Source organism: Mycobacterium sp. (assembly GCF_035314665.1).
Classification (GTDB): Bacteria; Actinomycetota; Actinomycetes; order Mycobacteriales; family Mycobacteriaceae; genus Mycobacterium.
In genome coordinates this window covers 16,263-30,432 of sequence record NZ_DATFZD010000100.1, presented here as the reverse complement: position 1 = coordinate 30,432, position 14,170 = coordinate 16,263, and the positions used below count along the sequence as shown (strand labels likewise).

Genomic DNA, 14,170 nt, shown 5'->3' with positions numbered 1-14,170 from the left:
TGTGTCCGCTGACGTCACTGGCGACCCGCCATCGCGCCGCGGCGGCGGGATTCGACGAAACGCACGATGTCGGCAATCCAGTCGCGGTCGGTGCGCAGCGATAACAGCGGCGCCCCGCAGCTGCGCATCGCGTGGGACACGTCGGCGCGATGGGCCTCGGCCGCCTTGGCGAAGTCGTCGCGCAGCTGCGCGTCGATGGTGAACTCGCGGGTGACACCGGATTCGGCGTCCTGCAAGATGACGTCGCCGACGTCGGGCAACTCGACATCCCTGGGATCGAGCACCTCGATGCCCAGCACCTCATGGCGCGCGGCGATGGCCCGCAGCGGACGCATCCAGTTGATCGGGCCGAGGAAGTCGCTGATGATCACGGCCATCCCGCGGCGGCGTTCCGGACGACGCAACGCGTCGATTGCCACCGCCAAATCCCCGCGCACCCCTACCGGCGCCTTGGGCATGGTGGCGATCGTGCGCAGCAGCGTCTGCTCGTGCTGGCGCCCGGAGCGTGCCGGTACCCGAGTCATCGTCTCGCCGTTGGCAATCAGCGCACCGAGCCGGTTCCCGCCACCGCTGTTGAGGAACGTGATCGCGGCCGCGGCCGCCACCGCCACGTCACGCTTCTCGCAGACCGTCGTGCCGAAGTCGAGGCTGGCCGACATGTCGACGACCAGCCAGGTTTCCAATTCACGGTCGGCGATCATCTGCCGCACGTGCGGGTGGGTCGTGCGCGCGGTGACCGCCCAGTCCATCCGGCGGACGTCGTCACCGGGCTGATACTCGCGCGACTCACCCGGCTCCGAACCCGGACCGGGGATCAGGCCGAGATGGTCACCGTGCAGGACACCGTCAAGCTTGCGCTTGACCGTGAGCTCGAGCGTGCGCAGCGCCGCCGACAGCTTCGGATCGTCGATCTGCCCGCGCTGCATCGACGGCGGGTGAACCACACCCGGCTCTTTTGGATCGGTCACCGACCGCTAGCCGCGCCCGCGGCCTGCATCGCCGGCGGAACCGAATGTCCTTGTTGCGGAACGGCATTCACCTGCGGCATGCCGACGGTCTGCAGCACCCGGTTGATGATGATCTCCGGCGAGACTTCGTCGGCGAGCGCGTCATAGGTGAGCACCAGCCGGTGCCGTAGCACGTCGGGAATGACCTCGACGATGTCTTGGGGGATCACGTAGTCGCGACCGCGCACCAACGCCAACGAACGAGAAGCGGCAATGATGCCCAGCGAGGCACGCGGCGACGCGCCGAACGAGACCCAGCTCCTGACATCGTTCATCCCGAGTTGCTCAGGATGACGGGTGGCGGTGACGACCCGGACCACGTAGTCGACCAGCGCGTGGTGGACGAAGTTGTTCGCCGCGATCTCCTGCAACCGCAGCAGATCACCGGTGTTCAGGATCTGCTTGGGCTCCGGCGGCCGCACGCCCATCCGGTAGATGATCTCGCGCTCTTCCTCCGGTGAGGGATAGCCCACGTTGATCTTGAACAAGAATCGGTCACGCTGCGCCTCCGGCAGCGGGTACACACCCTCGTGCTCGATCGGGTTCTGGGTGGCCATCACCAGGAACGGGTTCGGCAGCGGGAACCGCTTGCCGCCGATCGACACCTGGCGTTCCTGCATGACTTCCAGCAGTGCGGACTGCACTTTCGCCGGGGCCCGGTTGATCTCGTCGGCGAGCAGGAAGTTGACCACCACGGGGCCGAGCTCGGTGTCGAACTCTTCCTTGCCCTGTCGGTAGATCCGGGTGCCGATGATGTCGGTGGGCACCAGGTCCGGGGTGAACTGGATGCGCGCGAACGTCCCGCCGACCACTCGGGCGAAGGTCTCAACGGCCAAGGTCTTGGCCACGCCGGGCACACCCTCGAGCAGCACATGGCCCTTGGACAGCAGGCCGACGAGCATGCGCTCGACGAGCTGGTCCTGGCCCACGATGATCCGCTTGACCTCGAAGATGGCTCGTTCAAGGGTGTGCACCTCGGCAGCCAGCCCATTGCCGCCGCCGGACGGTGCCGCGTGCGCCGGGGCCGTCGAGGGCCCGCCCGGGCCCGAGTAACCGCTGGTACCCGGGGGCGGCCCGCCTGCTGATGTCATCGATTACCCTCCACGGCTCAAACCTCCAAAGCTCAATCAGACACGACTGCTCGCACGACGAACGTCGCGGGGCAGCGGCGTGCCCTGGCTCAACTATTCCAGGCCACCTGGATTCCGTCGACGTGGCGTGTCCGGCGACGATGCAGGCCGCGAAGCGGACTGGGGAGAAGCCGGGCCATTACCGGGCGCCCCGCGCACACGAGACGTCCGAATCAGTTCTCAATGATCCGGGTCAAAAACGGCGTCATCCCGCCTTTCCGCACCGGGCTGACGGTGACTTTGCCCGCGCTGCCCGACGCCTCCAACATCTGGCCGTTGCCCAAGTAGATGGTGACGTGCTGGGTTCCGCCCGGGCCGTAGAAGATGAGGTCACCGCGCTTGGCCTGCGACGGCGGAATATGGCGACCGGCGTTGTACTGGTCACCGGAGAACCTCGGGATGAGCACGCCCACCCCGGCGAAGCTGTACCGGACCAACCCCGAGCAGTCGAAGCCGACGGTGTTGGCGCCGGATTCCACGCCTTTGCTTGGCCCGTTCAAGGTGCCGCCACCCCACGAGTACGGCACACCCATCTGCGACGACGCGCGGCGGATCACGTACTCGACGGCCTGGCGCCCGTAGACCCGCGGAATCCCGTTGGGGCTGGTGCCGGCGCCGGCGCCGCCGCCGCCGAGATTGATGCCGAGGCCGCCGAGGAACTGCCGCCCGAGATCGAGCGTGGTCTGGGTGGCGTTGGCGGTGGCCTGCAGCGACTGGTTGGCGATGGCGACCGGGTCCCCTGGTGCGCCCGCGCTGACCACCGGCGGCAGGGTGGGATCCCACGCGCCGTCCTCGGCACCGGCGGGACCGGCCAGGGCGATCAGCAGACCGAAGGCAGCCAGAATCGGCCAGACCAGCCCAGCCCGGCGCAACCACTTGGCGTCTTTAAACCAGCGGCGCATAAATCCTTCCCGCGCGTCAGTACTCGATGTAGCGGACTACGTAGGGCGTCATACCGCTGGTGCGGACCGGTGCGACCCGGACCTTCAACCCGACGTCGGGAGCCTCGAGCATCTGACCGTCACCGAGATAGATCGTCACGTGCTGGCTACCGCCGGGGCCGTAGAAAATCACGTCGCCACGGCGCATCTGCGAGGACGGGATCTTGCGACCCAGGTTGTACTGCGAACCCGAGTAGTGCGGCAGCTTGATACCCACGCCGGCAAACGAGTACAGCACCAGGCCCGAGCAGTCGAAGCCGACCGTGCCGGACCCCGAGTCGATGCCTCTGCCCGGCCCGGCGGCGGTGCCGCCGCCCCACGAATACGGCACACCCAGCTGCGAGAGTCCACGGCGAATCACATACTCAGACGCCTGCCGTCCGTACACCCGCGGAATACGGCCGTTGGTGAAGCCGGTCGGTGTGGGAGCCAGCCCCAGCTGCTGCAGGAAGCTGCGGCCCATATTGGAGGTGACCTCAGAAGAGGTCGCCGAAATCCCCAGGACCTTGTTGAGAATCGCGATCGGGTCACCCGGGACGTTGGCGCTGGGCACCATCGGCAACGTGGGATCCCAGTCGCCGGCCCATTGGCCGCCATTGCCCCGCGGCGCGCTCGGCGAACCGGGGTTCGCCGGATCCCATCGATCACCGGAGGACGACGCCGCCCGCGGTCCGGCACCCGGTCCGCCCGCGGATGCCGACCAATTGCGGGCGGCGTCGAGTCTGGTTTGCGCCGCGTTACGCTCGTCGGCCAGGCGGTTGATTTCTTGCTGCTGTTCGCCGAACTTGCGGTGGACGTCGACCAATGTGGCCACCGCGGCGTTCTGGCTGGCCTGGGCGTCGGCGACAGCCTTGTCCGCCTTCTGCTTTGCCAACCGCGCCGCCGAGTCCTTATTCACTTGCTCAGTGCGAGCTCGCTGCAAGTTGTCCATCACCTGCCGGGAACTGGCGGCCAGGGTTTGACCGGCGGCCGCCGTCGCGATGATGTCGTCGGGGCTCGCCGCCTTGAGGTAGCTGTCCGAGGGACCGTTGACGTAACTGGCTACCGCAAATCGGTCGAATCGCTTCTGGGCGGCCGCAATTGCGGCGTTGGCGTCCTTGACGCGTTGCTCGCTGGCCTCGACATCATGTTGGGCGGCCGCGGCGTTGTCGCGGGCGGTTTCGACGTCGACCACAGCTTTGTTGACGCTCTCCTGCTCGGTCTGAATCTGCGCGCCGAGGTCCTGTAGACGCTGGTTGGCCTGTGCGACATCCGCGATCAGCTTGGCCATGGTGTCCGGCTCGGCGCCTGGGTCGGCGTTTGCCAGACCGGGGACGCACAGCGTCACGGCCACGCTGAGAATGGCCGGAGCGAGGCGGCGGGTGACCCGGGCGGCCAGTCGGACAGACGAGCCGCGACAGATGCGTCTCATTCGACTTGGATCTCCTATGGCTCAACGCGGGCGGACGGCGTCGGCCCCAGTAATCACTGGAAGCGCGATTTAAATCAAAAGCATCCTTTGCACCGTATGTCACATCTGAACCAATGGAAACTTTAGTAACAAATTACAGGTGTGTTCTTCCGACAACTGTGACCGAACGGTGACATCACTGATTTGCCCGCAACAGCGGTACGGGTGCCGCTGTTATGCGACACAAGCCGAATACGGCGAGTTAGACGCTCTGGCCAGCTTCTTCTGTCGTTGCTTCCGCCTTATCGGGCGACGTTGCTGAGCGCCTGCTGCGCAGTTGCATGACGCGGGTGCCGATCACCGCTGCCAGCACTCCGAAAAGAAGCACGATTGTGAACGCGGTCCAGGGAAACTGTGGCGTGTTGAGCTGGTGCAAAAAATTCTGCGCAGATACCACCGGATTGCCGGTCTTGGCGTTGTCTTCGCCGATCTCCAGCGTGGAGCGCGGAAAGTGCGTGCTGTAGGTGCCGACGAAGTTTGGGCTGAGCACCAGCACGGTGGCATCAGTGTGTCGGGCACCCACCCTGGTCGCGATGTCGCGAAGTGGTGTGTCGGTCGGCGGATTGTGGTCGAGGACGACGATCTTGAGATCGATGCCGTCGTTGTGCGCTTGGTCGATCACCTGAAGTAGCGCCGGCGTGACGGCCGTGGGCGCGCTGATGTTGTGGGCGGTGACCTGCTCTTGCACGATCGCCAGGCACTGGTCGGGCGGTGTTGCCGGATCGGCACCGACGGTGCCGCAGATCTCGCCAGGGATATAGAGCGGCGCGTGCGGGGTGGTCACGGTTCAAGACCGTACCGCGCGCGGCGACGACGGCAGTTGGCCGGCCGTGCCCGGCCTGCACCAACGCGACACCTAAACGACTGCGACAACACGCCGATGCTCGTCGCGATGGTTGCAGTCTCGCGAGCCAAAGAGGTGGTTGGCGCGAATGCAGGACAAGCGTACTGTTAGACTGGCCTTGTCGACACGGCCCGTCGGCGAGCAGAACCAGCGGCGATCGCAAGCCCGGCGTAGCCGGGTGCAGCGGGTCGCGCAAAAAGAACTCAATCCCGGGAGTTGATGTGAGCAGCAAAGATTCGGTGAATTCATTCGGAGCGCGCAACACCCTGGCGGTCGGCGACAGCAGTTACCAGATCTATCGCCTGGACGCTGTGCCCGGCACGGAGAAACTCCCCTACAGCCTCAAAGTGCTCGCGGAAAACCTGCTGCGCAACGAGGACGGCAGCAATATCACCAAGGAGCACATCCAGGCGATTGCGAACTGGGACTCGTCGGCCGAGCCCAGCGTTGAGATCCAGTACACGCCCGCCCGCGTCGTCATGCAGGACTTCACCGGCGTGCCGTGCATCGTCGACCTGGCCACCATGCGTGAGGCCATCGGGGATCTTGGCGGCGACGCCGAGAAGGTCAACCCGCTGGCGCCTGCCGACCTGGTGATCGATCACTCGGTGATCGCGGATCTCTTCGGCCGCGCCGACGCTTTCGAGCGCAACGTCGAGATCGAATACCAGCGCAACGGCGAGCGCTACCAGTTCCTGCGCTGGGGGCAGGGCGCATTCGCCGACTTCAAGGTGGTGCCGCCGGGCACCGGCATCGTGCACCAGGTCAACATCGAATACCTCGCGCACGTGGTGATGGAGCGCGAGGGGGTGGCCTACCCGGACACCTGTGTCGGTACCGACTCGCACACCACGATGGTCAACGGCCTGGGCGTATTGGGCTGGGGCGTCGGCGGAATCGAAGCCGAAGCCGCGATGCTCGGTCAACCCGTCTCGATGCTCATCCCGCGGGTGGTCGGCTTCAGGCTCACCGGTGAGATCCAGCCCGGTGTCACCGCCACCGATGTGGTGCTCACCGTCACCGAGATGCTCCGCAAGCACGGCGTGGTCGGCAAGTTCGTCGAGTTCTACGGCGAGGGTGTGGCCGAGGTGCCGCTGGCCAACCGCGCGACGCTGGGCAACATGAGCCCCGAATTCGGTTCCACCGCAGCGATTTTTCCGATCGATCAGGAGACAATCGACTACCTGCGGTTCACCGGGCGCAAAGAAGAGCAGCTCGCGCTGGTCGAGGCCTACGCCAAAGAGCAGGGCATGTGGCACGACCCCAAACACGAGCCAGAGTTCTCCGAGTACCTGGAGCTCAACCTGGCCGACGTGGTGCCGTCGATCGCGGGACCCAAGCGACCGCAGGATCGAATCGCGTTGTCTGACGCCAAATCCACGTTCCGCGAGCAGATCCCGAACTATGTCGGCGACGACCCGGACAAGAAGGACTACTCCAGACTGGACGAGTCGGTTGACGAGACGTTCCCGGCCAGCGACCCGGGGGCACTGAGCAACGGTCACGCTGACGACCACAAACCGGTGGAGTCGGCCGCAAAGCACGCCAAGGGTCGGGTGAGCAACCCGGTGACGGTGAAGTGCGACGAACTCGGCGAATTCGTGCTCGACCACGGCGCGGTGGTGATCGCTGCGATCACCTCGTGCACCAACACCTCCAACCCCTCGGTGATGCTGGGCGCGGCACTGCTGGCGCGCAATGCCGTCGAGAAGGGCCTTGCCACCAAGCCTTGGGTGAAGACCACGATGGCGCCGGGCTCCCAGGTCGTCAGCGACTACTACGAAAAGGCCGGGCTATGGCCGTATTTGGAAAAGCTCGGCTTCTACCTTGTCGGCTACGGCTGCACCACCTGCATCGGCAACTCCGGTCCGCTGCCCGAGGAGATCTCGAAGGCGGTCAACGACAATGACCTTTCGGTCGCCGCGGTGCTGTCCGGCAACCGGAACTTCGAGGGCCGCATCAACCCGGACGTGAAGATGAACTATCTGGCCTCACCGCCGCTGGTAGTCGCCTACGCGCTGGCCGGCACGATGGACTTCGATTTCGAATCGCAGCCGCTGGGCGCAGATAAGGAAGGCACCGACGTCTTCCTCAAAGACATCTGGCCATCACAGAAGGACGTCTCCGACACCATCGCCTCGGCGATCAATCAGGAGATGTTCGTCAGGAACTACGCGGACGTGTTCAAGGGCGACGAGCGGTGGCGCAACCTGCCCACTCCCAAAGGCAACACCTTCGAGTGGGCCGCCGACTCGACCTACGTGCGCAAGCCGCCGTACTTCGACGGGATGCCCGCCGACCCGCAGCCGGTCACTGACATCAGCGGCGCGCGGGTGCTGGCGCTGCTCGGCGACTCGGTGACCACCGACCACATTTCGCCGGCGGGCAGCATCAAGCCGGGCACGCCGGCCGCGCAGTATCTCGACGAGCATGGCGTCGCGCGCAAGGACTACAACTCCTTCGGGTCGCGGCGCGGCAACCACGAAGTGATGATCCGCGGCACGTTCGCCAACATCCGGCTTCGCAACCTGCTGCTCGACGACGTCTCCGGTGGTTACACCCGCGACTTCACCCAGCCCGACGGACCGCAGGCGTTCATCTACGACGCTGCGCAAAACTACGCGGCGAAAGACATTCCACTGGTCGTGCTCGGCGGCAAGGAATACGGCTCAGGCTCGTCGCGCGACTGGGCGGCCAAGGGCACCCGGCTACTGGGCGTGCGCGCGGTGATCGCCGAATCGTTCGAGCGCATCCACCGGTCCAACCTGATCGGCATGGGTGTCATCCCGCTGCAATTCCCCGACGGCAAGACCGCCGAGTCGTTGGGCCTCGACGGCACCGAGGTGTTCGACATCACCGGCATCGAGGCACTCAACGACGGCAAGACGCCAAAGACGGTGCACGTCAAGGCCGGCAAGGACGGCAAGGACGCGGTGGAGTTCGACGCTGTGGTGCGGATCGACACACCGGGCGAAGCCGACTACTACCGCAACGGCGGCATCTTGCAGTACGTGTTGCGCAACATGCTCAGGTCGAGCTAGTGGCGATCGCAAGCGCGGCGCAGCCGGGCGCAGCGGGTCGCCACCCGAAAAGCTAGCTCGGCGGACCTGTGCCTAAGGTCAGCCAGGACCATCTGGCGGCCCGTCGCCGTCAGATCCTCGACGGTGCCCGTCGCTGCTTTGCCGAATACGGCTACGACCAGGCGACGGTGCGCCGGTTGGAACAGGCCATCGGGTTGTCGCGTGGAGCGATCTTCCACCATTTCCGCGACAAAGACACGTTGTTCTTCGAGCTGGCTCGCGAGGATGCCGAGCGGATGGCCGCCGTCGCATCGCGCGAAGGCCTCATCCAGGTGATGCGGGACTTGCTCAACGCGCCCGACCAGTTCGACTGGCTCGCCACGCGATTGGAGATCGCGCGGAAGCTGCGTCACGACCCCGCGTTCAGTCAGGGGTGGGCGGAGCGCTCGGCGGAGCTGACGGCGGCAACGATCGATCGGCTGCGTCGGCAAAAGCAGGCCGGCCGGGTGCGCGACGACATCCCCAGCGACGTGTTGGTGTGCTACCTGGACCTGGTTCTCGACGGACTAGTCGCCCGGGTGACTTCAGGTGAAGACCCGCAACGTCTTAGCGCCGTCCTCGATCTGGTCGAAGGCTCGGTACGCCAGAGATGAGTTGGTCGCGTTACCGAGATCGCGTGCGGTGGTTGGGCCCACCACGACTGCGCATTGTGGTCCCCGATTCGCGCAGCATGCTGTGGATCGACCCGTACGACCTGCCGGTCGACGCGACCAGAGTTCGAATGCTGGCCCCGCCCTCGTAAGCACTGCGCAGTTCGACCAGCAACTGCGAGCGCGATTTCTTCGATTTCCTCATCGGCGCCTCCCCGCTGAACAGGATCCCCAAAGCACAGCGTAAGAAGCCGACGTCGGCGGCGCGGCAATTTGACGAAATCGCCTGTCACACCGTGGAGCCGAGTCGCTGAGGCGGTCAGGCCAGCTCGATCAGATCCCGGTATTCGTCGGACCAATGGTCTTCGGTGCCGTCGGGAAGCAGCACGACGCGTTGCGGGTCGAGAGCCTCGGCGGCACCGGGGTCGTGTGTCACCAGCACCACCGCTCCGGCGTAGCTGCGCAGCGCATCCAGCACCTGCTCGCGGGAAGCCGGATCGAGGTTGTTGGTGGGCTCATCGAGCAGCAACACATTCGCGGTCGAGGCCACCAGACCGGCGAGCGCCAGCCGAGTCTTCTCCCCGCCGGACAGCGTGCCGGCCAACTGCTCGAGCTGGCTACCACTGAACATGAACGCCCCGAGCAGACCCCGCAGATCTTGCTCGCCGGAATCCGGTGCGGCGTGCCGGATGTTCTGCCATACCGTCGCGGTGTCGTCGAGGGTGTCGTGTTCCTGTGCGAAATACCCCAATTTCAAACCGTGTCCGGGTTCCAACGCGCCGGCGTCGGGTTGCTCGACACCGGCCAACAGCCGCAGCAGTGTCGTCTTGCCCGCGCCGTTGAGTCCCAACACGACCACCCGGGAGCCGCGGTCGATGGCGAGGTCAACGCCGGTGAACACTTCCAGCGATCCGTACGTCTTGGTCAGGCCGGTGGCCACCAGCGGAGTGCGCCCGCATGCCGCCGGGCTGGGGAACTTGATCCGGGCTACCTTGTCGGCCGCCCGCTCTTCATCTAGCGCGGCCATCATTCGGTCGGCACGGCGCAACATGTTCTGGGCCGCAACGGCTTTGGTGGCCTTGGCGCCCAGCTTCGCAGCTTGGGTACGCAACGCGGTGGCCTTGCGCTCTGCGTTGGCGCGTTCCCGGCGGCGCCGCTGCTCATCGGTGGCGCGGGCGTCGAGATACTTCTGCCAACCCATGTTGTAGACGTCGGCTTCGCCGCGCACCGCGTCGAGGAACCAGACCCGATTGACGACGTCGGCCAACAAGTCGACGTTGTGGCTGATGACGACCAGACCCCCGGTGTGGTTCCGCAGAAAATCCCGCAGCCAGCCCAGCGAATCGGCGTCGAGGTGGTTGGTGGGCTCGTCGAGCAGCAAGGTCGTGGCCGACCCGGCACCGGTGTCGGAGGCGGCGAACAGAATTCGCGCCAACTCCACCCGGCGGCGTTGGCCGCCGGACAGCGTGCGCAGCTGCTGAGTCAGCACGCGTTCTGGCAAACCGAGACTCGCGCTTATCCGGCCCGCTTCACTTTCGGCGCCGTAGCCGCCCAGCGCGGCGAAGCGCTCCTCGAGTTGGCCGTAGCGGCGGATCGCACGATCACGAGCGGCGTCGTCGGCGACCTCGGCCATCAGCGCCTGCTGCTTTTCCAGGTCGGTGAGTAGCGTGTCGAGTCCGCGCGCGGACAGCACCCGGTCGCGGGCCAGCATGTCGAGATCGCCCTCTTTGGGATCCTGCGGCAGATAACCGATCTCGCCGGTACGGGTCACCGTTCCGGCGTACGGCTCGCTCTCCCCCGCCAGGATGCGCAAGGTGGTGGTTTTCCCGGCACCGTTGCGCCCGACCAGCCCGATGCGGTCACCGGGCTGTATCCGCAGCGCCGGGCCGTCCGCGGAGAGCAGCGTGCGCGCGCCAGCGCGGACCTCGAGGTCCGTAGCCGTGATCACGGTCACTCTCCTTGCTAATTGTCCGGCTTCTCCTCAGGCCATTCTGGCCTGCATCGTCGCCGCACGGCGTTGCTGTATTACTTGTCGTCGGTGAACACCGGCGGCCGTTTCTCGGCGCGCGCGGCAACAGCCTCTTCGAAGTTGCTGGTGAGCAGGCGAACGAAGAGCTGTCCCAGGCCTTCGGCCTGCATGTGCCCTTCCAGGCTAGCGGCGTCCAGTCCACTCCACAGTGTGCGCTTGGTCAACTCGATTCCCGGCCGGGAGAACGCCGCGATTCGTTCGGCCATCGTGTAACACGTCTCCAACAGCTGATCGGCGGGCACTTGGCTCGACACCAGCCCGATCCGCTCGGCTTCCTCGGCGTCGATGTCACGACCGGTCAGCATGATCTCGAACGCCCGCGACGACCCGATCGCCCGGGGTAACAGGTAGCTAAGACCCAGCTCGCTGGCGGTCAGCCCGTTATTGATGCCCGCGGCCCGGAAATACGCTCCGCTGGACGCGACGCGGATGTCGGCGGCGAGCGCCAGGCATAGCCCGCCACCGATCGCTGCACCGTTGACCGCGGCGATCACCGGTTGGTGCATCCGTCGCAGCGCCAGGATGACGTCGTCGAGAATCTGCATGGAGCGCAGCGCATAGGTGGGCCGGGTCAGGCCTTCGACGTGCGGCACCTCTCCGGCCGACTTGTGGTCGGCGCCCGAGGAGAAACCTCTGCCCGCCCCGGTTAGCACGACCACCCGCACCGAGTTGTCGTAGGTGACCTTTTCCAGAGCCGCCTTCAGCGGCACCATGACGTCGAAGGCCATGGAGTTCATCCGCTCCGGCCGGTTGAGGGTGATGAGCGCGACCTGCGGTCGCGGATATTCCACGAGGACCAAACTCACCGTTGAACGGTAACGCCTGACGACGACGCGATCAGGCCTGGTCGCCCTCCTGCGCCGCGATCGCCGCGTCGATGTCGAAGTTTTTGATCTGCTGAACCAGGTCTTCCAGCGCGGCCGGCGGCAAGGCTCCGGGCTGGTTGAACACCAGCTTGCCCTTTTTGAACGCCATCAGCGTCGGGATGGATCGGATCTGGGCGGCCGCGGCAAGTTGCTGTTCGGCTTCGGTGTCGACCTTGGCGTGCACGATGTCCGGGTGCTTGTCCGCGGATGCGGCGAACGTGGGCGCGAACTGGCGGCATGGCCCGCACCAGGATGCCCAGAAGTCGACGAGAACGATGTCATTGCCGTTGACGGTGTCGTTGAACTGCTCGGCAGTGAGGTCTTGGGTAGTCACGACTCGCTCAACGCCGTGACCTGCCGCTGTGTTCCCCGGCTTCCGTTTGGTCTCAGGTCAGGTGGTCGTAGTCGCCGCGGACCCAGGCAGCGTGGCGGTCGGCCGACCGCTGGACCGCCGCGTGGCCGTCGGTGTCGATGGTGTTCGTGAACAGGCCATAGATGCGGTCGAAGTCCAGCGCCGCGAGTGTGCCGGCCATGCGCTGCACCACGGCAGCCGACAGCGGAAGGCGGTTCGGGATGCTGCGCAAGAACGCAACGGTGCGGCGGTCCGGGTTGGGGAAGATGGTGTCGCCGGCCAGCAGCACGCCGCGCCCGCCGGCGCCCTCGGTCCAGCAGGCGACCGCGCTGCCCGGGAAATGGCCGCCGACGCGAATCACGGACAGCGACGGAGTCAGCCGCAAGGTATCCGACCACTGCTCGATCACCGGGTCGGGACGCATCACCCACTCGGCATCCGCGGCGTTCACGTAGACCGGGACGCCGCCCAAGCGGTGGCTCCACTCGACTTGTGCGCCGTACATGTGCGGATGGCTGGCCACAATGGCGATGATCGGGCCACGCTCTGCCACCGCGGAAACGGCGTCGTCGTCGACAAAGCCGGAGGGATCCCACAAGACGTTGCCGGCATCGGTGCACACCAGCTTTCCCAGCTGTCCGATTCCGAACGGCGGCGAACTGCCGATCCCGACGAGTCCGTCCTCGATGACCGAGACCTGCGACCGCATCCCTTCGGCTGCCAGCTGTTCCAGCGTCGCCCACCCCTGCCCTTCGGCCGGCAACCACTGCCGCTCGTCGGCGCAAATCGCGCATACGCCCGACGCGGTAGTGTGCTCGACACCGCAGGTTCTGCACAACCAAAACATGACGTAACTCTAATTCTGCAGATCGCAGCAAACGACCGCTCACGAGCTGAGCTAATGATCGTGATCTCCGGTCGTGCAGCGGGTACCCCTCCGCACAACAGCTCGATCGGAGAACCCTGATGTCCGCCACCACGCATCGACGTCGATTGACTCGGCTCGCGATCCTCGGAGTCACTGGCGCCACCGCCGCGTCGCTCGCCGCGTGCGGCAATTCGAGCAACGAAAACACCGGAAAACCCAGCACGTCGGCGAGCTCAACGACTTCTCCGCCCAAGCCGCCGCCGGCACCACCTATCGGCCATGACGAGGTCGAGGGCCTGGTCAGATCGGTTTCTGACAACAGGATCCAACTCACGCAGCGGGATCGGACGGCGGCCGCGGTGGACTTCACACCGGCGACAATGGTCACCGAGCTCTCGTCCGCTGCGCTGACCGACGTGAAACCCGGTAGTTGCGTCGACGTCAAGCCCGCGGCGCAGAGCGCTCCGCTCGGCGGTGCGGCCACCGCGGAATCCGTGGAGATCAGCCCGTCTGAAGGCGGCAAGTGCCCTCCGCCGCTAAGGCCGGCTGGAAGTCTCGGCGTCAGCGGCATCGTCGACTCGGTCACGGGTAACACCATCGCCGTCAACAGCATCGATCCCACCGGCAAGGCCACACACACCACCGTGACCGTCATCAACACGACCACCTACACCAAACACGCGGTCACCAACGCTCAGGCGATCCAGAACGGTAAGTGCTTGGCGGCGCAGGGCACCAAGGACGGCGGGGTGCTGCACGCGGCGACCATCGACCTCGAACCGTGCCCGCCGATGGGTCGCCCGCACCACCATTTCCACATCCCGTGGCCGCACCATCGCCATTAGGGCCAAGACGCAACTGGTTCAGTTGCTTTCGCACGACATAGAACGACGCGACAGCAATCACAGCGGCGCTGACCTGGGACCCTACGGTTGCGTCGCCGTAGGTTACGCCTTCGTCGCCGTAGCTTACGGTTGCGTACCCATTCCCGGCTCGGACACACTGCGACCAAA

The 14,170-nt window shown here is 65.8% G+C and carries 12 protein-coding genes and 1 pseudogene; 3 read left to right on the top strand and 10 right to left on the bottom strand.

What is annotated here, in order from left to right:
• Positions 1–14: 14 nt before the first annotated feature.
• The 5 genes from VKI00_RS07610 to VKI00_RS07590 form a co-directional block, all read right to left on the bottom strand.
• Positions 15–968 carry a DUF58 domain-containing protein gene (locus VKI00_RS07610; RefSeq protein ID WP_324436393.1) on the bottom strand — a complete coding sequence of 318 codons (954 nt, stop codon included), beginning with the start codon at positions 966–968 and terminating at the stop codon, positions 15–17.
• Positions 965–2,098 (bottom strand): MoxR family ATPase, encoded by a 1,134-nt coding sequence (locus tag VKI00_RS07605; RefSeq protein WP_324436391.1) that lies wholly within the window; start codon positions 2,096–2,098, stop codon positions 965–967. The genes VKI00_RS07610 and VKI00_RS07605 overlap by 4 nt, the downstream gene beginning before the upstream one ends.
• Before the next feature lie 212 nt (positions 2,099–2,310).
• Entirely contained in the window at positions 2,311–3,039 is a 729-nt protein-coding gene (ripB, locus tag VKI00_RS07600; RefSeq protein ID WP_324436390.1) for an NlpC/P60 family peptidoglycan endopeptidase RipB, read from the bottom strand.
• Positions 3,040–3,055: 16 nt separating this feature from the next.
• Positions 3,056–4,489, bottom strand: coding sequence for an NlpC/P60 family peptidoglycan endopeptidase RipA (gene ripA, locus VKI00_RS07595; RefSeq protein ID WP_324436388.1), 1,434 nt, complete (start codon positions 4,487–4,489; stop codon positions 3,056–3,058).
• Positions 4,490–4,730: 241 nt separating this feature from the next.
• Positions 4,731–5,312: a DUF6676 family protein gene (locus VKI00_RS07590; protein ID WP_414687143.1), complete on the bottom strand. Its 582-nt coding sequence runs from the start codon at positions 5,310–5,312 to the stop codon at positions 4,731–4,733.
• 281 nt (positions 5,313–5,593) lie between these two features.
• Here VKI00_RS07590 and VKI00_RS07585 point away from each other — a divergent pair, with 281 nt between their 5' ends.
• The gene (locus VKI00_RS07585; protein ID WP_324436386.1) at positions 5,594–8,413 is read left to right on the top strand and encodes an aconitate hydratase; all 2,820 of its coding nucleotides are present in this window, start codon (positions 5,594–5,596) and stop codon (positions 8,411–8,413) included.
• A 68-nt stretch (positions 8,414–8,481) separates the two neighbouring features.
• Positions 8,482–9,045, top strand: a complete 564-nt coding sequence (locus VKI00_RS07580) for a helix-turn-helix domain-containing protein (protein ID WP_324436385.1) — start codon at positions 8,482–8,484, stop codon at positions 9,043–9,045.
• Positions 9,046–9,055: 10 nt separating this feature from the next.
• On the opposite strand, the gene VKI00_RS07575 is transcribed toward VKI00_RS07580, so the two are convergent.
• From VKI00_RS07575 to VKI00_RS07555, 5 genes and pseudogenes are all read right to left on the bottom strand, one after another.
• Positions 9,056–9,247 (bottom strand): helix-turn-helix domain-containing protein, encoded by a 192-nt coding sequence (locus VKI00_RS07575; RefSeq protein ID WP_324436382.1) that lies wholly within the window; start codon positions 9,245–9,247, stop codon positions 9,056–9,058.
• 114 nt (positions 9,248–9,361) lie between these two features.
• The gene (locus VKI00_RS07570) at positions 9,362–10,990 is read right to left on the bottom strand and encodes an ABC-F family ATP-binding cassette domain-containing protein (protein WP_324436380.1); all 1,629 of its coding nucleotides are present in this window, start codon (positions 10,988–10,990) and stop codon (positions 9,362–9,364) included.
• Positions 10,991–11,067: 77 nt separating this feature from the next.
• Positions 11,068–11,901: pseudogene (locus VKI00_RS07565) on the bottom strand (enoyl-CoA hydratase); the annotation flags it as partial.
• 7 nt (positions 11,902–11,908) lie between these two features.
• Entirely contained in the window at positions 11,909–12,271 is a 363-nt protein-coding gene (trxA, locus tag VKI00_RS07560) for a thioredoxin (protein ID WP_324436379.1), read from the bottom strand.
• 52 nt (positions 12,272–12,323) lie between these two features.
• A complete protein-coding gene (locus VKI00_RS07555) occupies positions 12,324–13,136 on the bottom strand; it encodes an MBL fold metallo-hydrolase (protein ID WP_324436378.1) in 813 nt (270 codons plus the stop codon).
• Between the two features lie 119 nt (positions 13,137–13,255).
• Between VKI00_RS07555 and VKI00_RS07550 the strand changes: the two genes are divergently transcribed.
• Complete coding sequence (locus tag VKI00_RS07550; protein WP_324436377.1) at positions 13,256–14,002, top strand: hypothetical protein; 747 nt, start codon at positions 13,256–13,258, stop codon at positions 14,000–14,002.
• The last annotated feature ends 168 nt before the right edge of the window (positions 14,003–14,170 follow it).

Coding starts and splice junctions, on each gene's coding strand:
- VKI00_RS07605 (WP_324436391.1), bottom strand. CDS start 2,098: ATGACATCAGCAGGCGGGCCGCCCCCGGGTACCAGCGGTTACTCGGGC.
- VKI00_RS07550 (WP_324436377.1), top strand. CDS start 13,256: ATGTCCGCCACCACGCATCGACGTCGATTGACTCGGCTCGCGATCCTC.
- VKI00_RS07555 (WP_324436378.1), bottom strand. CDS start 13,136: ATGTTTTGGTTGTGCAGAACCTGCGGTGTCGAGCACACTACCGCGTCG.
- ripA (WP_324436388.1), bottom strand. CDS start 4,489: ATGAGACGCATCTGTCGCGGCTCGTCTGTCCGACTGGCCGCCCGGGTC.
- VKI00_RS07575 (WP_324436382.1), bottom strand. CDS start 9,247: ATGAGGAAATCGAAGAAATCGCGCTCGCAGTTGCTGGTCGAACTGCGC.
- ripB (WP_324436390.1), bottom strand. CDS start 3,039: ATGCGCCGCTGGTTTAAAGACGCCAAGTGGTTGCGCCGGGCTGGGCTG.